General features: G+C 66.3%; 21 protein-coding genes, 1 tRNA gene, 2 rRNA genes and 1 riboswitch (1 of these 25 only partly in view). Of the genes, 18 read left to right on the forward strand and 6 right to left on the reverse strand.

Features of this window, described 5'->3' with window-relative positions:
- The 3 genes from AC1GI4_RS11320 to AC1GI4_RS11330 form a co-directional block, all read left to right on the forward strand.
- Positions 1-879, forward strand: a 23S ribosomal RNA gene (locus AC1GI4_RS11320); it begins 1,912 nt to the left of the window's first position.
- 132 nt (positions 880-1,011) lie between these two features.
- Positions 1,012-1,126, forward strand: a 5S ribosomal RNA gene (rrf, locus tag AC1GI4_RS11325).
- 47 nt (positions 1,127-1,173) lie between these two features.
- Positions 1,174-1,250: transfer RNA gene (locus tag AC1GI4_RS11330), tRNA-Met, on the forward strand.
- A 259-nt stretch (positions 1,251-1,509) separates the two neighbouring features.
- Here AC1GI4_RS11330 and AC1GI4_RS11335 read toward each other — a convergent pair.
- Positions 1,510-2,094 carry a DUF4142 domain-containing protein gene (locus AC1GI4_RS11335; RefSeq protein ID WP_479629562.1) on the reverse strand — a complete coding sequence of 195 codons (585 nt, stop codon included), beginning with the start codon at positions 2,092-2,094 and terminating at the stop codon, positions 1,510-1,512.
- Between the two features lie 159 nt (positions 2,095-2,253).
- On the opposite strand from AC1GI4_RS11335, the gene AC1GI4_RS11340 reads away from it, so the two are divergent.
- Positions 2,254-2,676 (forward strand): DUF3597 family protein, encoded by a 423-nt coding sequence (locus AC1GI4_RS11340; RefSeq protein WP_479629563.1) that lies wholly within the window; start codon positions 2,254-2,256, stop codon positions 2,674-2,676.
- Positions 2,677-2,726: 50 nt separating this feature from the next.
- Here AC1GI4_RS11340 and AC1GI4_RS11345 read toward each other — a convergent pair whose 3' ends face one another.
- Positions 2,727-2,912: a hypothetical protein gene (locus AC1GI4_RS11345; protein WP_479629564.1), complete on the reverse strand. Its 186-nt coding sequence runs from the start codon at positions 2,910-2,912 to the stop codon at positions 2,727-2,729.
- A 562-nt stretch (positions 2,913-3,474) separates the two neighbouring features.
- Between AC1GI4_RS11345 and AC1GI4_RS11350 the strand changes: the two genes are divergently transcribed.
- The 7 genes from AC1GI4_RS11350 to AC1GI4_RS11380 all read left to right on the forward strand — a co-directional run bounded on the left by AC1GI4_RS11350 (position 3,475) and on the right by AC1GI4_RS11380 (position 8,186).
- Entirely contained in the window at positions 3,475-3,795 is a 321-nt protein-coding gene (locus AC1GI4_RS11350; RefSeq protein WP_433909265.1) for a hypothetical protein, read from the forward strand.
- A 37-nt stretch (positions 3,796-3,832) separates the two neighbouring features.
- Positions 3,833-4,210 (forward strand): CsbD family protein, encoded by a 378-nt coding sequence (locus tag AC1GI4_RS11355; protein ID WP_294273275.1) that lies wholly within the window; start codon positions 3,833-3,835, stop codon positions 4,208-4,210.
- A gap of 32 nt (positions 4,211-4,242) precedes the next feature.
- A complete protein-coding gene (locus AC1GI4_RS11360; RefSeq protein WP_294273278.1) occupies positions 4,243-5,730 on the forward strand; it encodes a PAS domain S-box protein in 1,488 nt (495 codons plus the stop codon).
- Positions 5,727-5,909, forward strand: coding sequence for a hypothetical protein (locus tag AC1GI4_RS11365; protein WP_294273281.1), 183 nt, complete (start codon positions 5,727-5,729; stop codon positions 5,907-5,909). The genes AC1GI4_RS11360 and AC1GI4_RS11365 overlap by 4 nt, the downstream gene beginning before the upstream one ends.
- A 2-nt stretch (positions 5,910-5,911) precedes the next feature.
- The gene (locus AC1GI4_RS11370; RefSeq protein WP_294273285.1) at positions 5,912-6,793 is read left to right on the forward strand and encodes a hypothetical protein; all 882 of its coding nucleotides are present in this window, start codon (positions 5,912-5,914) and stop codon (positions 6,791-6,793) included.
- A gap of 59 nt (positions 6,794-6,852) precedes the next feature.
- Entirely contained in the window at positions 6,853-6,999 is a 147-nt protein-coding gene (locus AC1GI4_RS11375; protein ID WP_433909264.1) for an entericidin A/B family lipoprotein, read from the forward strand.
- 260 nt (positions 7,000-7,259) lie between these two features.
- Positions 7,260-8,186, forward strand: coding sequence for an IS110 family transposase (locus AC1GI4_RS11380; RefSeq protein WP_479628293.1), 927 nt, complete (start codon positions 7,260-7,262; stop codon positions 8,184-8,186).
- 3 nt (positions 8,187-8,189) lie between these two features.
- Here AC1GI4_RS11380 and AC1GI4_RS11385 read toward each other — a convergent pair whose 3' ends face one another.
- Complete coding sequence (locus tag AC1GI4_RS11385; RefSeq protein ID WP_479629565.1) at positions 8,190-8,516, reverse strand: hypothetical protein; 327 nt, start codon at positions 8,514-8,516, stop codon at positions 8,190-8,192.
- 88 nt (positions 8,517-8,604) lie between these two features.
- Positions 8,605-8,825, forward strand: a riboswitch (cobalamin riboswitch).
- 213 nt (positions 8,826-9,038) lie between these two features.
- Between AC1GI4_RS11385 and AC1GI4_RS11390 the strand changes: the two genes are divergently transcribed.
- The 5 genes from AC1GI4_RS11390 to AC1GI4_RS11410 all read left to right on the forward strand — a co-directional run bounded on the left by AC1GI4_RS11390 (position 9,039) and on the right by AC1GI4_RS11410 (position 14,806).
- Entirely contained in the window at positions 9,039-11,168 is a 2,130-nt protein-coding gene (locus AC1GI4_RS11390; RefSeq protein WP_479629566.1) for a TonB-dependent receptor, read from the forward strand.
- Positions 11,104-12,582 (forward strand): PepSY domain-containing protein, encoded by a 1,479-nt coding sequence (locus AC1GI4_RS11395; protein ID WP_479629567.1) that lies wholly within the window; start codon positions 11,104-11,106, stop codon positions 12,580-12,582. Before AC1GI4_RS11390 ends, AC1GI4_RS11395 begins: the two co-directional genes overlap by 65 nt.
- Before the next feature lie 53 nt (positions 12,583-12,635).
- Positions 12,636-13,307, forward strand: a complete 672-nt coding sequence (locus AC1GI4_RS11400) for a glutathione S-transferase family protein (protein ID WP_479629568.1) — start codon at positions 12,636-12,638, stop codon at positions 13,305-13,307.
- A complete protein-coding gene (locus tag AC1GI4_RS11405) occupies positions 13,294-13,653 on the forward strand; it encodes a tRNA-binding protein (RefSeq protein WP_294268841.1) in 360 nt (119 codons plus the stop codon). The genes AC1GI4_RS11400 and AC1GI4_RS11405 overlap by 14 nt, the downstream gene beginning before the upstream one ends.
- A gap of 220 nt (positions 13,654-13,873) precedes the next feature.
- On the forward strand, positions 13,874-14,806 hold the full coding sequence (locus AC1GI4_RS11410; protein ID WP_479629569.1) for an alpha/beta hydrolase: 933 nt from the start codon (positions 13,874-13,876) through the stop codon (positions 14,804-14,806).
- 135 nt (positions 14,807-14,941) lie between these two features.
- Here the strand turns inward: AC1GI4_RS11410 and pepN are convergent, their stop codons facing one another.
- Complete coding sequence (pepN, locus tag AC1GI4_RS11415; RefSeq protein ID WP_479630394.1) at positions 14,942-17,545, reverse strand: aminopeptidase N; 2,604 nt, start codon at positions 17,543-17,545, stop codon at positions 14,942-14,944.
- A 137-nt stretch (positions 17,546-17,682) separates the two neighbouring features.
- Between pepN and AC1GI4_RS11420 the strand changes: the two genes are divergently transcribed.
- Together AC1GI4_RS11420 and AC1GI4_RS11425 are read left to right on the forward strand one after the other, a co-directional pair.
- Positions 17,683-19,389 carry a M28 family metallopeptidase gene (locus AC1GI4_RS11420; RefSeq protein ID WP_479629570.1) on the forward strand — a complete coding sequence of 569 codons (1,707 nt, stop codon included), beginning with the start codon at positions 17,683-17,685 and terminating at the stop codon, positions 19,387-19,389.
- 291 nt (positions 19,390-19,680) lie between these two features.
- Positions 19,681-20,520: a Rossmann-fold NAD(P)-binding domain-containing protein gene (locus AC1GI4_RS11425; protein ID WP_479629571.1), complete on the forward strand. Its 840-nt coding sequence runs from the start codon at positions 19,681-19,683 to the stop codon at positions 20,518-20,520.
- Here AC1GI4_RS11425 and AC1GI4_RS11430 read toward each other — a convergent pair.
- Together AC1GI4_RS11430 and AC1GI4_RS11435 are read right to left on the reverse strand one after the other, a co-directional pair.
- Positions 20,430-21,350 carry a DMT family transporter gene (locus AC1GI4_RS11430; RefSeq protein WP_479629572.1) on the reverse strand — a complete coding sequence of 307 codons (921 nt, stop codon included), beginning with the start codon at positions 21,348-21,350 and terminating at the stop codon, positions 20,430-20,432. The two genes, AC1GI4_RS11425 and AC1GI4_RS11430, sit on opposite strands and share 91 nt — an antisense overlap.
- Entirely contained in the window at positions 21,347-22,363 is a 1,017-nt protein-coding gene (locus AC1GI4_RS11435; protein ID WP_479629573.1) for a threonine aldolase family protein, read from the reverse strand. Before AC1GI4_RS11435 ends, AC1GI4_RS11430 begins: the two co-directional genes overlap by 4 nt.
- Positions 22,364-22,376 lie beyond the last annotated feature (13 nt).

A 22,376-nucleotide genomic window follows, 5' to 3' on the forward strand; every position in this document is an offset into this window, starting at 1 on the left:
CTCAGCGAAATTGAATTCTCCGTGAAGATGCGGAGTACCCGCGGTTAGACGGAAAGACCCCGTGCACCTTTACTGCAGCTTCAGAGTGGCATTGGACAAGAACTGTGTAGCATAGGTGGGAGGCTTTGAAGCATTGGCGCCAGCCGATGTGGAGCCATAGGTGAAATACCACCCTGTTGTTGTTTAATGTCTAACCTCGTACCGTGAAACCGGTACAGGGACCCTCTGTGGCGGGTAGTTTGACTGGGGCGGTCGCCTCCTAAAGAGTAACGGAGGCGCGCGAAGGTTGGCTCAGGACGGTTGGAAACCGTCTGTTAGAGTGCAATGGCATAAGCCAGCCTGACTGCGAGACTGACAAGTCGAGCAGAGACGAAAGTCGGTCATAGTGATCCGGTGGTCCCTCGTGGAAGGGCCATCGCTCAACGGATAAAAGGTACGCCGGGGATAACAGGCTGATAACCCCCAAGAGCTCATATCGACGGGGTTGTTTGGCACCTCGATGTCGGCTCATCACATCCTGGGGCTGGAGCAGGTCCCAAGGGTTTGGCTGTTCGCCAATTAAAGTGGTACGTGAGCTGGGTTCAGAACGTCGCGAGACAGTTTGGTCCCTATCTGCCGTGGGCGTCGAAATTTGAGAGGAGTTGACCCTAGTACGAGAGGACCGGGTTGAACGTACCTCTGGTGTACCTGTCGTCGTGCCAACGGCGCAGCAGGGTAGCTATGTACGGACGGGATAACCGCTGAAAGCATCTAAGCGGGAAGCCTCCCTCAAGATAAGATTTCTCAGGACGGTCGAAGACCACGACCTCGATAGATCGGATGTGGAAGTGCGGTAACGCATGGAGCTAACCGATACTAATTGTCCTATTCGCGCTTGAGAGCTCCACACCCCCACCATCAGCCCTGGGCTAGATGGCAGGGTGCGGTCATCAACACAGCCAGTGCACGCATCGATTTTATACCCAAACGCCCCATCCCAACAGATGGGGCCTGTATTCGCGGACTCTATTGCCTGGTGGCCATAGCGTCGGTGTCCCACCCGATCCCATCCCGAACTCGGCCGTGAAACCCGACTGCGCCAATGGTACTACTGCTCAAGCAGTGGAAGAGTAGGGCGTCGCCAGGCATTACAGCCCGCGAATACACAAAACCCATTCACAATTTCCCCCTTCTCGCGGGGTGGAGCAGCCCGGTAGCTCGTCAGGCTCATAACCTGAAGGCCGCAGGTTCAAATCCTGCCCCCGCAACCATACCTACTTTCAACCCCGTAGCCACCTGCTGCGGGGTTTTCTGCGTCCTTTTATACATAGCTTCGTAAGGGCGGCGCTGCTGAAGGGCCGCAAGCATCGACGATCGTGGATGGGGATAGCGACCCTGCAATCCAATGACGGATCGCTCACAGGCGTCACGACGTTCGAAATACAGGGAAAACGAAAAGGGCAGGCATGGCACATGCCATGTCCGCCCTTTTCCCGATAAGCGACCCGATGTGGCCGCAGGCGATCGGCTTTACGCCTTGAGACCTTTGGCCATGTTGAGATGCGCCGTCACGGTCGGGATGAGGTCGGTGGCGAAGCTCTTGAGCTGCGGCACGTCACCTGTCACAGAATAAGCCTTGAGCGCATCGAGCGTCTGCTGATGGCCAGAGGCCTGCGCGGCGATATAGGCTTCGTCAAACGCCTCGCCCTTTAGCGACTTCAACTGGTCCAGCGTCGCCTGCTGCTGCGCACTCAGCGTCGCATCGGGCGTCAAAGCCGGGTTCATTTCGGCGGTGAGCATCTTCAGCTTTGCGGTCGAGCCGCTATGCGCGTCGATCATCTTGCGGGCAAAGGACTTCACCGAAGCCGAGGCTCCGTTGGTCAGCGCGAGCTTCGAGGTCTCGATCTCGAAGGCATCGCTGGCCGCGGCCGTGTTGACGAAGCTCTGTGCGGCGCTCACGGCTGGCGTCTGCGTGGCATTGGGCATGGACGCATCGGTCTGATTGAACGTGTCGGCGCTGTTCGTCGCGACGGCCGAGGAACTATCCTGCTTCTGGCCGCATCCGGCCAGCGCGAGAAGCGCCGTGGTGGCGATGAGGGTCGAACGGATGGTCATGGCAAACCCCTGATAAGACGATACAGATAGGGTCTAAGCGCCTGTCGCGCCGTGACGTTCCCATGGACAGTGGCGCGGACGTTTCGGGAGCCACGGATCGGCCACGCGCTTGCGTCGTTGAAGCGGGCATCGCCATCCGATCAGCGAAGGAACCACCCGATGAGCATTTTCGGCAATATCCTGAACAAGATATTCCACCATGGCAGCAAGGACCAGGACGCCCCCGCTCCGTCTGCCGCACCCGCCCCGGCACCGTCGGCGCCCTCGGCGCCGGTTGCCACGCCTACGCCCGTTCCCGCCGCTGCGCCCGCGCCTGCGCCGCAGAATGTCGATGTCGGGGCGGTACTGTCGGAGATGGCGTCGATGAAGGGCGGCGGGGGCAATTATCAGAGCTCGATCGTCGACCTGCTGAAGCTACTCGACCTGGATTCGAGCCTCTCGGCCCGCAAGGAACTGGCGAACGAACTGGGCGTCCACGCCGCCGAAGACGGTTCCGCCGAGCAGAATATCGCCCTTCACAAGGCGGTGATGGCCAAGCTCGCCGAAAATGGCGGGATCGTGCCCGACAGCTTGCGCAACTGAATCTATACAAAGGGGGCGGTGGTCCGCACGACCGCCGCCCCCTTTTTTTGTCACTCTCGGAATAGCCAAGGCGCCATCGCCTGTGGGTTGCGCCGCCAGGTTTGAAATTCCTGCCCGGTATCCGTCGAGATATAGAAGGCATTCCTGATCCCCGCCGCGATCAGAACGGTCGCATTGGTGCGAGGATCGCTGCGAGGGGCACCGGGGCAAATATCGTTGGTCATACCATAGGTCATGACGATCAGAAGCGGCCGCAATCAGATTGTCTACGATGAGGTTGGCGTGGCTCTGGTTCGACCAGGCCGTCTCATCATCCCCAGACCGACCTTCACACCTTGGCATCGGGGGCGGTGACACGGAAACGGGCATAACCTTTGGGAAGGGGCCTGCGGATAGGACTGGCCCGGCTGGTTGAGTGCGGAGGGTGGGGATCCTCGACCACCGTCGCTTGGTAGGTCTGGGGCCCTGCGATGGGCGCGATCGTCATCGATCATCCTCCCGCGTCGCCCGCTGGTTCATATCGACCATGTCGGGGGTAGGATGGTGCCGGTTGCGGAAGGGCAAGACAAGCTGACGCGCTGAATTGCCTAGTAAATCCAGTGCTTTGTTGCCGCAATCCTTTGGCAGGCAATGGCCTGCGATGATCGACGACGGCGTCGATGAGAATGACTGACCAGCCAATTTTGGTAGAAGACTACCAACCATTGCCGCAAAAATACCAGGAACGGCTTAACCTATCATAAGTTGTACCCGGCCAGATCGGTCGTATTTCGCGGCCGGTCGCATGGGAGCAACCGGGTGACCAGGATCCTCGCAAGCATCGGCATCGCGCTCGTCGCGGTGGCCTGCACGCCGCCTTCGACGCGGATCGCCACCGGCCTGGAGCGTTATGGCCTCGACAGCCAGCGTTCGACCTGTGTCGGCCAGCGGCTGGAGCGCAACCTATCGCTGGGTCAGCTGCAGCAGCTGGGCAATGCCGCCGCAGCCTATCGCCGCGACGATCCCAATCCCGGCCAGCTGACCGTGGGCGATCTGATCCGCGTTGCGGGCGAGATCAAGGACCCGAAGATCGCGCTGGAGGTCGGCAAGGCCGCCGCCGGTTGCAACGTCGTCCTCTGACGCCCCCCGCCCCCCCAATTTCATTCGGAGACGAACGATGAACAAGCATGAACTTCACGGCAATGCGCGCCATTTCGGTGGCAAGGTCGAAAAGGCGATCGGTGATGCGGTCGATAGCCGCGACTGGAAGGTGGCGGGCGTCACCGATCAGGTCGCGGGCAGCGCCGAGCATCTGTTCGGCCGTGCCCAGTCGGTCGCGGGCGACGTCGCGGATGCGACTCCCAGCCTGATCGAGGAAGCACGTGAGCGGATCGGCGACGCCGCCGATCGTTCGGTCGCCGCCGCGCGTCGCGGGTCGGAAAAGGCCGTGGACGCGGTGCGCGCCAACAACGGCAATAACGGCGTGGTCTGGGCCGTCGTTGCGGCGCTGGGCGGCTATGCGCTCGCCGCGCTGATCCACGGGCGCCGGGACTAAGGACGGGCGCCTTGGCCCCCTCGCTCGCCACCATGCGGGACACCGTCGACCTCCGGCACCTGCGACAGATCGTCGCGGGGCTGGACGAGGGGGTGATCCTGGTCGATCCCGACCAGAGCCTGCTCTGGGCGAACGACGCCGCGCTGACGATGCACGGGGTCGAACGCCTGGAGCAGCTGGGCCGGACGGTGGACGAGTATCGCGGGCGTTTCCGCTTGCGCTACCGCAACAACCACCGGCTCGAGGCCGACGACTATCCGGTCGAGCGGGTCGCGGCGGGCGAGTCCTTTTCCGAGGTCGTGGTCGAGGTCACGGTCGAGGGCGAGGCGCAGCCGCGCTGGGTGCATCAGGTGCGCAGCCTGGTGCTCAACGACCGGGACGAGGGCGAGCCGACCTGCGTCGTCCTGATCCTTCAGGACGTCACCGCGCGCTATGAGGCGGAGGATCGGTTCGAACAGTCGTTCAACGCCAACCCCGCACCGGCGATCATCTGTCGCCTGGCCGATCTGCGCTTCGTCAAGGTCAACCAGGGCTTTGTCGAAATGACCGGCTATGCCCGCGACCAGATATTGTGCCGCACCGTCTATGACATCGACGTGCTGCGCGGGGCCGAGCGGCTGGAGCTGGCGAAGGAGCGGCTGGCCGAGGGGCGGACCATTCCGCAGATGGAGGCGGAACTGGCGCTGCCGGGCGGCGGGACCAAGCTGGTCATCGTCGCAGGCCAGCCGATCGACATGGGCGACCAGCCCTGCATGTTGTTCACCTTCGCCGATCTGGAGCCGCGCCGGAAGGCCGAGTCGGCGCTGCGCCATAGCGAGGAGCGCTTCACCCGCACCTTCCAGATGGCGCCGGTGCCGATGGCGATCGGCGCGCGCGATGGGCATGTGCTGTGCGAGGTCAATGCCAGCTTCGCCGAGCTGACGGGCTATGGCACGACCGAGATCATCGGGCGCTCGCTCGCCGATGTCGGCCTCTGGGCGAACGATGCCGCCCGGGCCGAGATCGAGGCGGCGATCGACGAGGGACGCGACCTGCGCGGCGTCGAGGCGCGGATCGTCGCCAAGGATGGCGGGCGCAGCGACTGCCTGGTGTCGACCGAGCTTATCACGCTGGGCGACGACACCTGCGTGCTGTGGGCGTTTCAGGACATTACCCGCCGCAAGGCGACCGAGCTGGAGCTGGTCGAGGCGATTGACGCGGTGATGAAGGATACCAGCTGGTTCAGCCGGTCGATCATGGACAAGCTGGCCCGGCTGCGCGCGCCGCAGGACGAGCCAGACGGCGTCGGGCTGGACGACCTGACCGCGCGGGAGCGTGAGGTGCTGGGCCTGATCTGTCGCGGGCTGGACGACAAGAGCATCGCCCGCGCGCTGGGCGTATCGGGTAATACGGTGCGCAACCATGTCGCGCGCATCTACGCCAAGATCGGCGTGAACCGGCGCACCGCCGCCGCCGCCTGGGCGCATGCGCGCGGCTTCGATGGCGAGGGTCCGCTGGGCCGCCGGGAGGTTCCCGCATGACCGACAAGAGTTTCAGGAATCCGGACGATCGCGTGCGTCATGCCAAGGGTGCGGCACGCGAGACGATCGGGAAGCTGATCGGCGACGATGTCGAGATCAGCAAGGGGCGCAAGGAACAGGCGGCAGCGACGCGTGCCGAACAGGCCGGTCCTGCCCAAGAATCGAAAGAACAGGAGTGAATATGGCTACGCATGTAACGCCCGGCTATGTCCCGGCGGAGGAGAACGCGATCCTGCGCGCAGGGCGCCGGATCTCGTGGGGGGCGATCTTCGCCGGTGTGGTGATCGCGGTCGCGGTCCAGCTGGTGATGGGGATCCTGGGCACCGGCATCGGCCTGTCGATGGTCGATCCGGTCCAGGGGTCGACGCCGGGCGCGGCGGGCTTCGGCATCGGGGCTGGCCTCTACTGGCTCATCACCACGGTCGTCGCGCTGGGCGCGGGCGGCTATGCCGCGGCGCGCATGTCGGGCGTGACCGAGAAGTTCGACGCGCTGGTCCACGGCCTGGTCGTGTGGGGCGTCACGCTGATCCTGACCCTGTATTTGCTGACCTCGGCGGTCGGCGGGATCATCGGTGGAGCGTTCCGTACCGTGGGTGCGGTGGCGGGTGCCGCCGGTTCGACCGTCGGGGCCGCTGCGCCGAAGGTCGCGCAGGTCGCCGGTGTCGATGAAACCGACGTCCAGAACGAGGCCGCCAAGTATCTGACCGAAACGCCTGCCGATCCGGCGCAGATGACCCCGGAACAGGCGCAAAAGGAAATCGCCAAGCAGCTGCCCGCCATGGCGCGTGGCGGTGCAGACGGCGTCCGGGCCGAGCAGCGCGTCGTCGACATCGTCGCGGCCCAGCGCAAGATCAGCCGTGACCAGGCCCAGGCGCAGGTGAACCAGGCCAAGGCCGAATTCGTCCAGACCAAGAACGAAGCGGTCGCCAAGGCCAAGCAGGCGGCCGACGCCGCTGCCGGGGCCGGTGCCAAGACCTCGTTCATCCTGGTGCTCGCGCTGCTGATCGGCGCCGGTGCCTCCGCCTTTGGCGCAACGGCGGCCAGCCGCCGTCGTCTGCGCTGAGTACCCGCGGCGGGCCGGCGTATCGGGCCCGCCGCACCCCCTTTTTCGAGGAGATCGTCATGACCAAGAAGATCGCTCTGGGTGCTACCCTGTTCGCCGTGCTGACGCTGTCGGCCTGCAACACCGTGAACGGCGCGGGCCGCGACCTGCGCTCGGCCGGGTCCGCAATTTCGGACGCTTCGGGCCAGGACAAGTCGAAGAAGTAAAGCCTGAATCTTCCTCCCCTGTAAGGGGAGGGGGACCATCCGCAGGATGGTGGAGGGGGCGTGCCGCCGGGTACGTCCCCTTATCGCATTCCCCCCCCATGTCTGATGCGACGGTGGTATGAAGATGTTGCGGAAGGGAGCCCGTCCCCCCCGAGGGTCTGGAGCCCGATAGGGAGCAAGGGTCCCTTCCGCGTTGGTCACAACCCTGAACAGTTGCTTGGGACTGCTGATCCCGCACGACATGGACAGGAGCCTATACCATGCCACAAGCCGTTATCGGCTGCGACCTTTCGCGTGCCGTCATCGACATCTGCGAGCTGCCATCGGGCCGGATCGGGCGGATCGCCAATACACCGGATGCCATCGCCGTCTGGCTCGACACGCTCGACCACGACATCCGCCTTGTCTTCGAGGCGACCAGTGGTTGCGACGGTGACCTGATCGCCGCGCTGGCGACACGCGGCCATCCCTTCTCGCGCGTCAATCCGCGTCAGGCCCGCGAGTTCGCCAGAGCCACCGGCACGCTGGCCAAGACTGACCGCGTCGATGCCCGCGTGCTCGCGCAGATGGGCGCAGCGCTGAACCTGCCCGCTACCATCCCGCTCAGCCCTGCCCGTTCACGCCTGGCCGATTTCCTGCGTCGCCGCAGACAGTTGGTCGACATGCGCAAAGCCGAAAAGCTGCATCGCCACAGCGCAGGCCAACCCGAAATCGCACAAGCCATCGAAGCCATGATCGACCTGCTCAGCCAGCAGATCGCCCAGCTCGACCGCCAGATCGCAGGCTTCATCGCCCAGGATCGGGCCCTGTCCGAACAGGCCCAGCTGCTGACGGCTGTTCCCGGCATCGGGCCCACCGTCCTGGCAACCCTGCTCGGTGAACTTCCCGAACTCGGCACGCTGTGCCGTCGAAAGATCGCCTCGCTCGCCGGCCTCGCTCCCCACGCCCGCGAAAGTGGCACATGGCGCGGCGCCAGGCGCATTTGGGGCGGGCGGCGCAAGGTCCGCGAAGCCCTCTACATCGCCGCCCTCAATGCCTCACGGCGCATCCCCGTCCTCACCGCTATGCGCGACAGGATGCGAGCCAAAGGCAAGGCGCCAAAGACCATCCTTATCGCCGTCGCACGCCAACTCCTCGTCATCCTCAACGCCATGATCCGAAAGCGACAGCCTATCGCTCTCTCATGAGCATCACAGTTGCCCCCCGCTTCGCGGCGGTCCCCCTCCCCGTGCCGGGGAGGATTTTGGTTTATCCGGCGCTTCATCCGCCTCGACAAGTTCGACCACCTCGAACTGGTACCCGACCCAACCCCGCTGTCGCACCGCCTCCGCCATGGCGGCATCGTTCGCCATCGCCCCCTTGCGCGATTTGGCGTGGCCCCAAAAGACTTCGGTCTTGCCGCCGCCCAGATCGGCGACGATCCGCCAATAATGGGTGAAGGGCTGCGATGTGGGGCCGATCGTCTTTACATAGCCATCGGGCATCGTCGCGATCAGATAGCGGTTCCTGCGTGCCATGCCGTTGCCATAGCGCAAGCCTGCCGCGACCTCATCCCGCTTGACGCAACCTCCTGCCACCGCCTAGCGATACGGGGCCGGAATGATCCGGCAGAATGATCGCGCCGGTTCCCCCGACAAGGGGGATTAAAAGGGAACACGGTGAGGGGGGCAGCCCCCGAATCCGCGGCTGTCCCTGCAACTGTAAGCGGTGAGCGGAAATGCACGGGTCGGCCATCGGGACGATCCAGCCACTGGGGCAACCTGGGAAGGCGCATCCATCCGCGACGACCCGTGAGCCAGGAGACCTGCCGGCGTCAGGTCGCTCATGCCCGGTCCAGGGGATGGTCGAGGCTAGGTCTTTTCCGACGAGCGACGCCATGAGTGGCGGAGGCAGGGTTGGGCCATGTCGAATGCGGGAAATAGCGTGCCGCACGCATGGCACCCGGCTGCCCGGAATCGGGCGGCAAGGCCTCGGCTTGTTTGCGACAAGACGCTATAGGCAATAAAATGATATATCATAACAGATTCGGACAGGTTCCTTTGGTCCTGTTGGGTGGCGCGGCGCTTCTGCTGGGGGCGACGGATGCCGGGGCGCAAAGGGTTGAGGAACAGGGGGGTGATCCCACCGTGGTGGTGGTCGGTGCGCGCGAGAAACCGGCGCTCGACACGGTCAATACGACCGGCAGTCGCCTCGGCCTGACCCCGCTGGAGACGCCCGCCAGCATCACCTCACTGGACGGGGATATGATCCGTGCGCGCGGCGACCTGTCGATCGTCGAGGCGGAGACGCGCGCACCCGGCCTGTCGAGCGTCGCCGATCCCGGCAATGGCGGCACCGCACTCGCCGCGCGCGGCTTTTCGGGGCAGGGGTCGGTGCTGCAACTGATCGACGGGGTGCGACTGTTCCCGGCGGCGGGGACGATCACCTTTCCGACCGACCCCTGGATGGTCGAGCGGATCGACATGCTGGGCGGACCTGCCTCGGTGCTTTACGGGCAGGGCGCGCTGGGCGGTGCGGTCAATGTTGTGATGCGCGCGCCCACCGCGCAGACCCATGGCCAGGCCGAGATCGGCTATGGCGGGCAGGACAGTTTCCGCGCCGCCGCCGGGCTGGGCGGGCCGCTGACCCCGACGCTCGGCTACCGCGTGGATGCCAGCTATCGCCGGTCGGACGGCTTTGTCGATCGGGGACATTCGGACAGCGTCGCGCTGTCGGGCACTTTGCGCTGGACGCCGTCGTCGACGCTGGCGGTGACGGTGCGCGGCGATCATGGCGACCAGCGGCCCATGGCCTATTTCGGCACCCCGCTGATCGACGGGCGGCTCGACCTACGGGTACGGGATCGCAACTATAATGTCGGCGATGGGCGGATGCGCTTCCGCGACGACCGTGCTTCGATCCGGGTGGACTGGACGCCGAGCGCTTCGCTCAGCCTGTCCAACATCGCCTATGTGCTGACAAGCGACCGCTTCTGGCGCAATCTGGAGAATTATTGCTGGGTGGGGGCGAGCGGCGCCTGCGCGGATGGTTCGACCGGCACGCCCGGTACGATCCGGCGGAGCAGCAATTATGGCATCCGCCACGACCTGACCCAATGGGGCGATCAGGCCAGCGCCACCTGGCGCACGGGGATCGCGCCGGGCATCGCCAATGCGCTGGTCGTCGGGGTGGACGCCAATCTGATTCGCTTTACGCACGAGAATGATTTCGGATCGGTGGAGCAGGTCGATGCGGTCGATCCCTTCGCCTTCGATCCCGGTCGTTTCCTGGATACGCAGGGAATCGCCCCGCGCTATCGCACCCGCACCACCGCGCTGGCGGTGTTCGCCGAAGACCGGGTGACGCTGGGGCCCAAATGGTCGGTGGTCGGCGGTGTCCGCTATGAAGTGGATACCATCCGCCGCTGGACCGTCGCCACGCCCGATCGCTTCGTGCTGGAAAAGACGTTCCGCAACGCGACGTGGCGCGCGGGGCTGGTCTATCAGCCGGTGGCGACCCTTTCGCTCTATGCGCAATATGCCACCGGCGTCGATCCGCTGGGTACGCTGACCACCGTGTCGACCGGGCAGGTGCAGTTCAGCAATGCCAAAGGCCATCAGGTCGAGGCGGGGGCCAAATGGCTGTTCGCGAACGGCCGCGGTACCGCCACGCTGGCCGCTTACCGCATCGTCAAGACCGGACTGCTAGCCCAGCGTACGCTGGCGAGCCCGGTCGAACAGGTCGGGCAGCGGTCGTCGCAAGGCGTCGAGGCGGCGGTGACGTTCGACCTGCCGCAGGGTTTCGGCATCGACGCCAACGGCACACTGCTGGATGCGCGGTTCGACGATTTCCGCTCGAGCGGCGTGGATTATAGCGGCCGCACCTCGCCGAACGTGCCCGAGACGCTGGCCAATCTCTGGCTGCGCTGGGATGCTTCGGCCAAAGTGCAGCTGCGTGCGGGCTTACGTTATGTCGGACGGCGCTTTTCCGACAATGGCGAGGCGTTCCGCATTCCGGGCTATGCGACGGTCGACACGACCTTGTCCTATGCCCTGACGCCGCGTCTGGCGGTCGATGTCCGCGTCTATAACCTGTTCGACAAGGCCTATGCGGTCACGGCCTATGGTGACCAGCAATGGATATTGGGCCGCCCGCGTGCGCTGGATGTGGCGTTTCGTGCCGGGTTCTGAGCGGCATTGGGGGAAGGCGGGCTTGCGGCTCGCCTTTCTCACCCATCGCTGGGTCGGCATCGTCACCTGCCTGTTGTTCGCCATGTGGTTCGCGAGCGGGCTGGTGATGCTCTACGTGCCCTATCCGTCGCTCAAACCGGCGCAGCGCTGGGCGGGCGCGCAGCCGATCGACTGGGCGCGGGTCGGGCAGCCCCCGGCGGTGCGGGATGCCCGGCGGATCACGCTGGAGATGCGCGACGGAGCGCCGGTCTGGCGGATCGAAAGCCGCGAGGGGGATACCCGCATCCTGTCTGCGGAGGGTGGATCGATCGCCCCGGTCGATGCTGCAATGGCCCTGCGCGTGGCGAACCGCTTTGCCGGGCCGGTTCGCCAAGTCGAGCGGATGGTCGACGATCAGTGGACGGTGGCGGGCGGGTTCGACCGGCATCGTCCCCTGTGGAAGGTCGCGCTGGACGATGCGGCGGGGACCGAACTCTATATCTCCAGCCTGACCGGCCAGCCGGTGCAGCGGACGACGCGCGGCCAGCGTATCTGGAACTGGCTGGGCTCGGTGCCGCACTGGATTTACCCCACCATCCTGCGCCGCGATCGCCAGGCTTGGCGGCAGGCGGTGATGTGGGTGGCGGGGCCATGCATCGCGGTCGCGCTGACCGGCCTGTGGATCGGCATATTGCGGCTCCGCGCTGGACGGCGGCGCTATCGGGGCGGGCGGATGACCCCTTATCGCGGCTGGATGCTCTGGCATCATGTCAGCGGACTGGCGGGTGGCGTGATGCTGACGACCTGGATCGTCAGTGGCTGGCTATCGGTCGATCCGGGGCATGCTTTTGCCGGAGGCGAGGCTCCGGCGACGGTGATGCGGGAGTATGCGGGGAGGGCGGGGGAGCCGCGCGATCTCGACCGGCTGGCCCGGATCACGCCCTATGCCCGCAGCATCGAATGGAGCGGGGACGCCGGGTTCGCGCGGATCGCGGTCGACCGCGCCTCGCCGCACCCGCGCTGGCTGGACCAGGCGACATTGGCCCCCGCCCAGGCGGCTTATCCGCTGCGCGCCGCGATGCTGGTGCCCGGCGGACGACGGGTGGCGCGCGAATGGCTGGCGTGGCCCGACTTCTACTGGACCGATGCGACCCGTCTGCCGCTCTGGCGGATGCGGTTCGACGATGCGGCGGCGACCTGGCTCTATGTCGATCCGATCAGCGGGGAACTGGTCGAGCGGCAGGATGGCACGCGCCGTGCCTATCGCTGGGTCTATACGCTGCTCCACACCTGGGACTGGCCGTGGCTGACCGCGCATTCTTGGGTCTGGACCGGCTGGATGTGGCTCTGGTCGCTGGCCGGGCTGGTCCTGTCGATCAGCGGTTTCGTGCTTGGGCAGCGACGGTTGCGCCGCCCCGTACGCGGGAAGGGGTGAAAACATTGTCGGCGGGGTTGGCGTCGCGCGTCCCGCCCGCTTAAGTGGGCGGCATGTGGCAACTCTACCAATTCCCGCTCTGTCCCTTTTCGCGCAAGGTCCGGCTGCTGCTGGGCGAGAAGGGCGTCGGTTATGAGTTGGTCCGCGAGTCGCCCTGGCAGCGGCGCGACGAGTTCCTCGACATGAACCCCGCCGGGCAGACCCCGGTGATGGTCGACGAGGAGCGCGGCATGCTGCTGGTCGACTCGATGGCGATCAGCGAGTTTTTCGAGGAAACGGTCGAAAAGTCGGCAATGATAAACGGCACCGCCGTCGGCCGCGCCGAGATCCGGCGGCTGGTGACGTGGTTCGACACGCATTTCTATCAGGACGTGACCGGCCCCTTGCTCCACGAACGCATGGTCAAGCGCGTCGCCCGCACCGGCAGCCCCGATGCCAAGGGCCTGCGCGAGGCGATGAAGGCCGCCGTCGGCCATCTCGACTATACCGATTATCTGCTCGACCATCGTAACTGGCTGGGCGGGGCGACGATGAGTCTCGCCGACCTTGCGGCGGCGGCGCAGATTTCGGTCGCCGATTATCTGGGCGGTATCGACTGGAAGGGGCATGAACAGACCGCGCGCTGGTATCGCGGGCTGAAGAGCCGCCCATCGTTCCGCCCGCTGCTGTCCGAGCGGATGGAGATGGTCACGCCGCCGTCGCATTACGACAATGTCGACTTCTGATGCGCCCGCCGCGCAGATCGGGATCGCGGATTTCCTGGCGGTCGACATCCGCGTCGGCACGGTCATCGCCGCCGAACCCTTTCCCGAGGCGCGTAAGCCCGCGATCAAGCTGACCATCGATTTCGGGGAAGCGATTGGGGTGAAGCGCTCCTCGGCGCAGATCACGCGGCATTACACGCCCGAGACTCTGGTCGGGCGGCAGGTGGCGGCGGTCATCAATTTCCCGCCGCGCCAGATCGGGCCGATGATGTCGGAGGTGCTGACCCTGGGCTTTCCCGATGCCGACGGGGACGTGGTGCTGGTCGCGCCGGATTTGGCGGTGCCCAATGGGGGGCGGTTGTTCTGAGGGATTCGGGGTGAGGGATTCCCTTGGCCTTCGACTTCGCTCAGGCTGAACGGGGTTTTGTATCCGGCCCCGACCCCCAATCTCCGTTCAGGCTGAGCGAAGTCGAAGCCCACGCCCCGCCGTCCTGTTAGCCTTAACATTACCCCTTGCACCCCACGCCGCGAAGCGTACCATCCCCGTCCGACCGTAGGGACATAACCCACGGAGGACAGGAGGGGATATGAAGTCCAAACGCTGGGCCGGCCATGCGCTGGCCGCTTTGCTAACGCTCTCGGTGGCGGCACCCGCGATGGCGCAGGCCGACAGGATGGCGCCGATCGCCACACCCGCACAGCCGACCGCCATTCCGCTGAACACAGGGCCGCTGCCCGGCGCGAAGAACAAGGAAAGCTGGCACAGCCAGTATAACAGTGTCTTCGCGCGCAACGTGACCGAAGCGACGCTCACTCCCTTCCTGCCCGACCCCGCCAAGGCGACGGGCGCCGCCGTCATCGTCGCACCCGGCGGTGGTTTCCGTACGCTGTCGATGCAGAATGAGGGCTGGGACGTGGCCAGGGCGCTGGCCGATCGCGGCATCGCCGCCTTCGTCCTGAAGTACCGGCTGAACCAGACGCCCGCCGATATGGGGGATTTCGAAAAGTCGATGGCGGCGATGTTCTCCAGCGTGGCCCGCCCCGCCGCGCGGCCGAACCCGGAGGAAGCGCTGAAGGGCCTCGCGCCGCAAATCGCCGATTCCCGCGCCGCCTTCGCGCTGGTCCGCCAGCGGGCGGGCGAGTGGAAGGTCGATCCCAACCGCATCGGCATGGTCGGCTTTTCGGCGGGCGCGATGCTGACTGTCGCGACGGTGCTCGACGGTCAGGCCAAGCCCGCCTTTATCGGCGACATCTATGGCCCGCTCCAGCCGATGACGGTGCCCGCCGACGCGCCGCCGATGTTCGCCGCGATCGCCGCCGACGATCCGCTGTTCGCGGGCAAAGGCTTCGGGCTGATCGACCAGTGGATGGCGGCGAAGAAGCCGGTCGAGTTCCACCTTTACGGCCAGGGCGGCCACGGCTTCGGCATGTATCCGAAGAAGACGACCAGCACCGGCTGGTTCGACGCCTTTTATCGCTGGATCGTGATGGAAGGGTTTTTGCAGCCGAAGGCGCAGTAACATTCCTCCCCTGTAAGGGGAGGTGGCAGGCCGAAGGCCTGACGGAGGGGTGTCCCGGCCAGCGAGAATGCCCCTCCACCACCCGGCTCCGCCGGGCGGTCCCCCTCCCCAAGCAGAGCTTGGGGAGGAATGGCTTTAATCCAGGCTCTTCGAAGCCTGTTCGAACAGATCCTTGGACAGGCCCGGCGTCTCGACGATCCGCACCAGCTCGGCGCGCATCAGGGCGGAACGCTTGGCGTCGAACCGGCGCCAGCGGCCGAGCGGCGGCAGCAGCTTGGCGGCGGTCTGCGGGTTGAGCCGGTCGAGTGCGATCAGCTGGTCGGCCAGGAAGCGATAGCCCGAGCCGTCGGCGGCGTTGAACGCGCGCTGGTTCACCCCGAACGCCCCCAGCACCGCCCGTGCCCGATTGGGATTGGCCAGCGTGAAGTCGGGATGCCGGACCAGCTGCTCGACCACCGTGCCGGTATCGGCGCGCGACGACAGCGCCTGGGTCTGGAACCACTTGTCGAGCACCAGCCCGTTATCCGCATAACGCGCATGGAAATGCGCCAGCGCCTCTTCCCGTTCGGGGGCGTCGGAATGGACCAGCGTGGTCAGCGCCGCCTGCCGGTCGGTCATGTTGTCCGCCGCCTCGAACTGCGCAAAGGCCAGCGCGGCGGCGTCTTCCGCACCGCTGGCCGCGATATAGCCGAGCGCGACGTTGCGCAGGCGGCGGCGGCCCTTGGCCTCGGGCGAATAAACGTAAGAGCCCTGCGCCAGCTCGGCATAGAGCCGCCGCCATGTCGGCAGCAACGCCTGCCCCAGCTGCGTGCGCAGTTCCTCACGCGCGGCATGGATCGCGTCCGGGTCGACGGTGGCGAGCTGGTCGCCGATGAAATTCTCCGACGGCAGCAGCACGGCTTCGGCCAGGAAGGCCAGTTCCAGCCCCTCGGCCTCCAGCGTGCGGGTGACGGCATCGATCACCGCCTGCCCCTTCACCGCGCCATGGATCGTGCCCGCGACCAGCGTGTCGAGCATCAGCTGCTGCATCGCCTCGTACCGGGCGAAGGGATCGTCGTCATGCGCCGACAGGAAGGCGAGGTCCTCCGCCGTCCGGTCGCTCTCGATCACGATGGGCGCCGAAAAGCCGCGATTGATCGACAGGACGGGGCGCTCGGTGATCGCCTCGAAGGTCACGGTTTCGGCCACCTGGTCGAGCAGGATCAGCTTCTCATCGGTCAGCGGGCGGCCCGTCTCCGCGCCGAACAGCCTGATCTTGAGCGGCAGGACCATGGGCTGCTTGACGGTCTGCCCCGGCGTGGCGGGGACATGCTGGGCCAGGCGCAACTCGGCGCGACCACCGCCGGGTTCCTGGGACAGCCCGGCCGAGACGCGCGGCGTGCCCGCCTGGGAATACCAGAGGCGGAATTGCGACAGGTCGACGCCGCCCGCCTCCTCCATGCAGGCGACGAAATCCTCGCAGGTCGCGGCCGTGCCGTCGAAGCGGTCGAAATACAGGTCGGTCGCGGCGCGGAACTTCACCGGCCCCAGCATGGTCGCCATCATGCGGATCAACTCGGCGCCCTTGTTGTAGATGGTCGCGGTGTAGAAGTTGCTGATCTCGATATAGCTTTCCGGGCGCACCGGATGCGCGAGCGGCCCCGAATCCTCCGGGAACTGGCTGGCGCGCAGGCCCCGTACATCCTCGATCCGCTTGACCGCGGCCGATCCCTGGTCGGCGGAGAAGCACTGGTCGCGATAGACGGTGAAGCCTTCCTTCAGCGACAGCTGGAACCAGTCGCGGCAGGTGATCCGGTTGCCCGACCAGTTGTGGAAGTATTCATGCGCGACGACGGCGGCGATCGCGTCATAATCATAATCGGTCGCGGTGTCGGGGTCGGCCAGGATGTAGCGGCTGTTGAAGATGTTCAGCCCCTTATTCTCCATCGCGCCGAAGTTGAAATCGTCGACCGCTACGATATTGAACACATCCAGATCATATTCGCGGCCATAGACCCGCTCGTCCCACGCCATGGAGAGCTTGAGCGCATGGAGCGCATGGTCGGTCTTGGCGATGTCGGCGGCGCGCACCCAGATGCCGAGTTGCACCTCGCGCCCGCTCATCGTGGTGAAGGTCCCTGCATTGACCGCCAGATCGCCCGCGACCAGCGCGAACAGATAGGACGGCTTGGGGAAGGGGTCGTGCCACTCGGCCCAATGCGTGCCGTCGTCATTCTCGCCCTTAGCCACCGGATCGCCATTGGCGAGCAGCACGGGGTAACGCGCCTTGTCCGCCGTCATCCGCACCCGGTAGACGCTCAGCACATCGGGCCGGTCGGGGAACCAGGTGATGCGGCGAAATCCTTCCGCCTCGCATTGGGTGCACAGATTCCCGCCCGAGGCATAGAGGCCCATAAGCTGGGTGTTGCTCTCCGGCGCGATCGACACCTCGGTCTCGACGACATGGGAATCGCCGGTCAGCGGCACGACCAGCTGCTCGCCCTCGATCCGCCAGTCGTTGACGGCCACCCCGTCGACCTTGACCGATAGCGGCGTCTGGCCTGCGCCGTCCAGTCGCAGAGGCTCGTCATGCGGGCCGCTGCGCGTGACGGTCAGCGCGGCGCGAACGCGGGTGTCGGCAGGGTCCAGCGCGAAGTCGAGCGCGATCTGCGGCACCTCCCAGGCGGGGGGGCTGTAATCCTCGCGCCGGATCGCGGCGGGGGTGATGCTGGGCTGGGCGGCGCTGCGCTGAATGTCCATGACGGGAATATAGCCGGGCGGCATCCTCGCGACCACCGGGCGCGTCAGGAAAAACCGGGACGGCGCGGCATGGGCGGGGTTGATCGGCCAAGATGGCGTGATACGCCTATGGCACACCATTTCCCGAAAGGTCCTGCATGTCGCGTTCGACGGCCCTGCTGCCGCTGCTTCTCCTGTCCACCGCCGCGATCGCGCACGATCACGATCACCTGCATTATCAAGCGACTAATACCGCGCCAGTCGAGACGAAGGCGCAGCGCAGCCCGGCCGAACGCAATGCCGTCATCACCGCCGCCCTGCCCGAGGATCAGGCCGCGATGAAGGCGCATGTGATGTTCCTGGCGTCGGACGCGATGGCGGGGCGCGAGGCGGGGACCCGCGACTATGACATCGCCGCGCAATATGTCGCGGCGCAATTCTATGCGGCGGGCTTGCGGCCCGGCGGCGACAATGGCGGCTATCTGCAGAAGGTGCCGCTGGTCGCGTACAACGTCGCCGACAAGGGCAGCGCGCTGTGGGCCCCGGCGGGCGGCCAGCCGCAGGAGCTGGTCTTCGGCGAGGACTTCGTGCCGTCGCCCGTGCCCGACAAGCGCGAGACCAGCGTCAGTGCGCCGGTCGTCTTCGTCGGTTACGGCATCGACGCCGCGCAATATGGTCTGACCGACTATAAGGGTGTCGATGTCCGTGGCAAGATCGTCGCCTTCGTCCCCGGCACGCCAGAGGGGCTGGACGGCGAGGCGCGGGCATTCTTCGGCTCGGCGGGCAACAAGGCCTCGCTGGCGGCGGCGCGCGGTGCGGTCGGCGCGATCCAGATCGACATGCCCCGCGCAGGCGGGCGGCAGCGGCCCTTCGCCGCGCTCGCCCGCTATTACAATGCGCCGCGCGTCACCTGGGCGAACCCGGCCGGCACCGCGCATGCGATGACGCCGACGACCCCGGTATTGGGCACGCTGTCGCAGACGGGTGCCGCCAAGCTGTTCGGCAAGGGCTGGGAGGCAGTCATGAAGGCCGCCGCCGCGCCCCTGCCCGCCTATAAGCCGCTGGCCGCCAAGGGGCAGCTGACCGTCGCGTCCAAGACCAGCTTCAAGCCGATGGACAGCAGCAACGTCATCGGGCTGATCCCCGGCAGCGACCCCAAGCTGAAGGACGAGGTCGTCGTCCTCTCGGCGCATCTCGACCATATCGGCACCAATGAGGGCGGCGAGGGCGACCGGATCAACAATGGCGCGCTCGACAATGCGATCGGCATCGCCAGCCTGATCGAGGAGGCCAAGCGCTTCAAGGCCGCGACCCCGCCGAAGCGCACCGTCCTGTTCCTGGCGGTGACGGCGGAGGAAAAGGGGCTGGTCGGCTCCGACTATTTCGCCAACCATCCGACCGTGCCGCTCAAGTCGATCGTCGCCGATGTCAATCTCGACATGCCGATCCTGACCTACAAGTTCGAGGATATGGTGGTGTTCGGCGCGGATCGTTCGACGCTCGGGCCGATCGTGCGCAAGGCGGTGGGGGCGATGGACCTGCCGGTTTCACCCGATCCGATGCCGGAGGAAGGCATCTTCGTGCGCTCCGACCATTTCCGCTTCGTGCAGAAGGGCATCCCCTCGGTCTTCCTGTGGCCGGGCCAGAAGGGGCCGGGCAAGGCGGCGGTCGAGGATTTCATGAGCCACCGCTATCATCGCCCCGGCGACGAGATCGACCAGGGCATCGACTGGAGCCAAGGCCCGCGCTTCGTCAGCGTGAACTACGCCATCGCCCGCGAGATCGCCGACGCGCCCGAGCGGCCGGTGTGGAACAAGGGGGATTATTTCGGCACGCTCTACAAGGGGCCGATGGCGGCGAAGTGATGCGTGCTGCCCTCGATAGCAGCCGAATCTCCCTCCGTCCGTTCAGCCTGAGCGAAGTCGAAGGCCATGCGGAACCAGCGGTACGTGTGCTTCGACTTCGCTCAGCACGAACGGGGGGCGGGTCCGTGGTAACGAAGTGAAGCGCGGTCAGGCGTTTTGCAGCCAAGCCGCCCCCCATCCGTTCAGCCTGAGCGTAGTCGAAGGCCAAGGGATGACCTTTGCCAAGCGGCCTGTCCGGGGCGTGCACTTCGACTTCGCTCAGTGCGAACGGAGGCTATGCGGGTGGCAAGTATGAATCGTCTCTTCGTCTTCGGCATGGGCTATGCCGCCGGTCATCTGGCGGCGTTGCTCGAAGGGCGCGGCTGGTCCGTGGCGGGGACGACGCGTGACGGACGCGGCGGCACGATGCGTTTCGATGACTGGGCGCGCGTGGAGGCGGAGATCGCCGCCGCCACGCATATCCTGTCCTCGGTCCCCCCCGAAGGAGAGGCCGACCCGGTGCTGGCCGCGTACGGCGCGCAACTGGCTAGGTCGAACGCGTGGCTCGGCTATCTGTCCTCGACCGGCGTCTACGGCGATACCGGCGGCGCCTGGGTGGACGAGACCGCGCCCATCGGCTCGGGGCGGCGCGCGGCGCGGGCGGCGGCGGATGCCGACTGGCAGGGCCTGGGAGCGCGGGTGTTCCGTTTGCCCGGCATCTACGGCCCCGGTCGCTCGCCGATCGACCGGGTGCGCGGCGGGCGCGCGCACCGCGTCGGCCTGCCCGGCCAGGTGTTCAGCCGGGTCCATATTGCCGACATCGCCTCAGGGATCATCGCCGGGTTCGACGGCCCGGCGGGGGCGTATAACCTGTCGGACGATTTTCCGTGCGATCAGGACGCGGTGGTGTCCTACGCCGCCACGCTCGCCGGAGTCGAACCACCGCCTCTCGTACCGTTGGAGAGCCTGTCGGAGGCGGCGCGCGGTTTCTATGCCGAGAACCGGCGGGTGGCGAACGGCAAGGCCAAGCGGGTGCTGAACTGGCGCCCCCGCTATCCCGATTACCGATTGGGCCTGCGCGCCTTGAGCGCGATGACCAGCCCGGCGGCCGTCACCGCCGCACCCGCCCCCGCCAGCAACGACCAGCGATAGCCCTCGAACACCGTCGACAGGCTCATCGCGATGACCGGCACGATGACGCTGGAATAGGCCGCCTTGGCCGGGCCGATGGCGCGCAGCACCCGGTAATAGAGCGGAAAGGCCAGTGCCGAGGCGAACAGCCCGAGATAGAGGATGCCCAGCACATAGCCGACGCGCATCTCGAACACCGGCGGGCCGTTCAGCGTATAGGCGATGATCGCGTCCAGTGCCGAGCCGACCAGCATCGCGACGCTCAGGGTCGCGTGCATCGGGAATCGCTTGGCGGTGTTGGTCGCCTGCATGACGTTCGCCGTGGAGGCGGACAGGATCGCGACGAGGGTCAGCGCGATGCCGGTCAGCGCGCGGGCTGGCCCGGCCGGATCGACCCGCGCCTCATGCACGAACAGCAGCGCCGCGCCCGCCATCGCGATGGCGGAGCCGACCAGCAACTGGCGCCCCATGCGCTGGCCCAGGAACAGGCGCGCGAACCCGGCATTGGGGATCAGCAGCATCGCAAAGACGACCGCCACCAGCCCGGAGGTGATATACGCCTCCGCCCGATAGACGAAGTTGAAGTTCAGGACGAACTGGAACAGCCCGATCCCGGCGGCGAACAGCCAGCCGGTGGTGCCGAGCCGGAAACTCTCGCGTCGGGCCAGCGCGAACGCGCCCATGGCGAGCCCGCCGACCAGGAAGCGATAGCTGACCGACCAGGTGGCGGGGACGACCGAAATCTGGTCGCGGATGACCAGCCAGGTCGATCCCCAGATCAGCGTGACGATCGCAAAGGGGATCAGGACGGCGGCGCGGGCCGAGCGGGGGCCGGTGTCGAACTCGCTCATGTCGTGATCGTACCCAGGGCGGCGATCGCGTCGGCGAGGCGCGCGACATGGTGTCCGTTGGTGTCCCAGGCGGTGACGAGGCGGATTTCCCCCTCCGCCCAGTCGTAGAAATCGAAGCCCTGCGCGCGCAAGCGGGCGGCCTCCTCGGGCGTGGCGCGCAAGAAGACCTCGTTCGCCTCGACCGGATAGACCAGCCGCTCGCCCGCCGCGCCCGCCAGCCGCTCGGCACAGGCATTCGCCAGCGCACCATTGGCGATCCATAGGTCGTTCTCGACCATCGCCAGCACCTGCGCGGCGAGATAGCGGCCCTTGGACATCAGCAGCCCGGCACGCTTGCGGCGGCGGCGGGTGGCGTCAGCCAGGCCGGGCTTGAAGAAGACCAGCGCCTCGGCACTCATCGCGCCGTTCTTGACGAAGCCGAAGGACAGCGCGTCCACCCCCGACTGCCAGGTCAGCGCGGCGGGCGTGCAGCCCAGCCGCGCGACCGCATTGGCGAAGCGCGCGCCGTCCATGTGGAAGCCAAGGCCACGCTCGCGCGCGAGCTGGCCGATCGCCGCGACCTCATCGGGGTTGTAGACCCGGCCATATTCGGTGGCATTGGTGATCGAGACGGCGTGCGGCTGCACCCGGTGGACGTCGTTGGCGATGGCGTCGATGACGCTTCGGATCGTGTCGGGGGTCAGCTTCGCCCCCTCGCCATCGGCCAGCATCAGCTTGGCGCCGTGGGTGTAGAATTCGGGCGCGCCGCCCTCGTCATTCTGGATATGCGAGTCGCGGTGGCAGACCACGCCGCCATAGGGCGGGCACAGTGCCGCCAGCGCCAGGCAGTTGGCGGCGGTGCCGGTGGGCACCCACAGCACCTCTACCTCGGTGCCGAACAGCTCGGACAGCCGCCCGTCCAGCGCTTTCGACCAGCGGTCACCGTCATAGGCGGTGTCCATCTGGTCGGCGGCGGCGATGGCCTCCATCACCTTGGGGTGAATACGGGCGGCGTTGTCCGAGAAAAAGCGCATGGCTCAGGCGTTT

It is taken from the genome of Sphingomonas sp. 77B, assembly GCF_056497825.1.

Coding starts and splice junctions, on each gene's coding strand:
- AC1GI4_RS11405 (WP_294268841.1), top strand. CDS start 13,294: ATGTCGACTTCTGATGCGCCCGCCGCGCAGATCGGGATCGCGGATTTC.
- AC1GI4_RS11345 (WP_479629564.1), bottom strand. CDS start 2,912: ATGACCTATGGTATGACCAACGATATTTGCCCCGGTGCCCCTCGCAGC.
- AC1GI4_RS11360 (WP_294273278.1), top strand. CDS start 4,243: ATGCGGGACACCGTCGACCTCCGGCACCTGCGACAGATCGTCGCGGGG.
- AC1GI4_RS11425 (WP_479629571.1), top strand. CDS start 19,681: ATGAATCGTCTCTTCGTCTTCGGCATGGGCTATGCCGCCGGTCATCTG.
- AC1GI4_RS11380 (WP_479628293.1), top strand. CDS start 7,260: ATGCCACAAGCCGTTATCGGCTGCGACCTTTCGCGTGCCGTCATCGAC.
- AC1GI4_RS11340 (WP_479629563.1), top strand. CDS start 2,254: ATGAGCATTTTCGGCAATATCCTGAACAAGATATTCCACCATGGCAGC.
- AC1GI4_RS11435 (WP_479629573.1), bottom strand. CDS start 22,363: ATGCGCTTTTTCTCGGACAACGCCGCCCGTATTCACCCCAAGGTGATG.
- AC1GI4_RS11335 (WP_479629562.1), bottom strand. CDS start 2,094: ATGACCATCCGTTCGACCCTCATCGCCACCACGGCGCTTCTCGCGCTG.
- AC1GI4_RS11375 (WP_433909264.1), top strand. CDS start 6,853: ATGACCAAGAAGATCGCTCTGGGTGCTACCCTGTTCGCCGTGCTGACG.
- AC1GI4_RS11420 (WP_479629570.1), top strand. CDS start 17,683: ATGTCGCGTTCGACGGCCCTGCTGCCGCTGCTTCTCCTGTCCACCGCC.
- AC1GI4_RS11365 (WP_294273281.1), top strand. CDS start 5,727: ATGACCGACAAGAGTTTCAGGAATCCGGACGATCGCGTGCGTCATGCC.
- AC1GI4_RS11410 (WP_479629569.1), top strand. CDS start 13,874: ATGAAGTCCAAACGCTGGGCCGGCCATGCGCTGGCCGCTTTGCTAACG.
- AC1GI4_RS11385 (WP_479629565.1), bottom strand. CDS start 8,516: ATGGCACGCAGGAACCGCTATCTGATCGCGACGATGCCCGATGGCTAT.
- AC1GI4_RS11430 (WP_479629572.1), bottom strand. CDS start 21,350: ATGAGCGAGTTCGACACCGGCCCCCGCTCGGCCCGCGCCGCCGTCCTG.
- AC1GI4_RS11400 (WP_479629568.1), top strand. CDS start 12,636: ATGTGGCAACTCTACCAATTCCCGCTCTGTCCCTTTTCGCGCAAGGTC.
- AC1GI4_RS11370 (WP_294273285.1), top strand. CDS start 5,912: ATGGCTACGCATGTAACGCCCGGCTATGTCCCGGCGGAGGAGAACGCG.
- AC1GI4_RS11355 (WP_294273275.1), top strand. CDS start 3,833: ATGAACAAGCATGAACTTCACGGCAATGCGCGCCATTTCGGTGGCAAG.
- pepN (WP_479630394.1), bottom strand. CDS start 17,545: ATGGACATTCAGCGCAGCGCCGCCCAGCCCAGCATCACCCCCGCCGCG.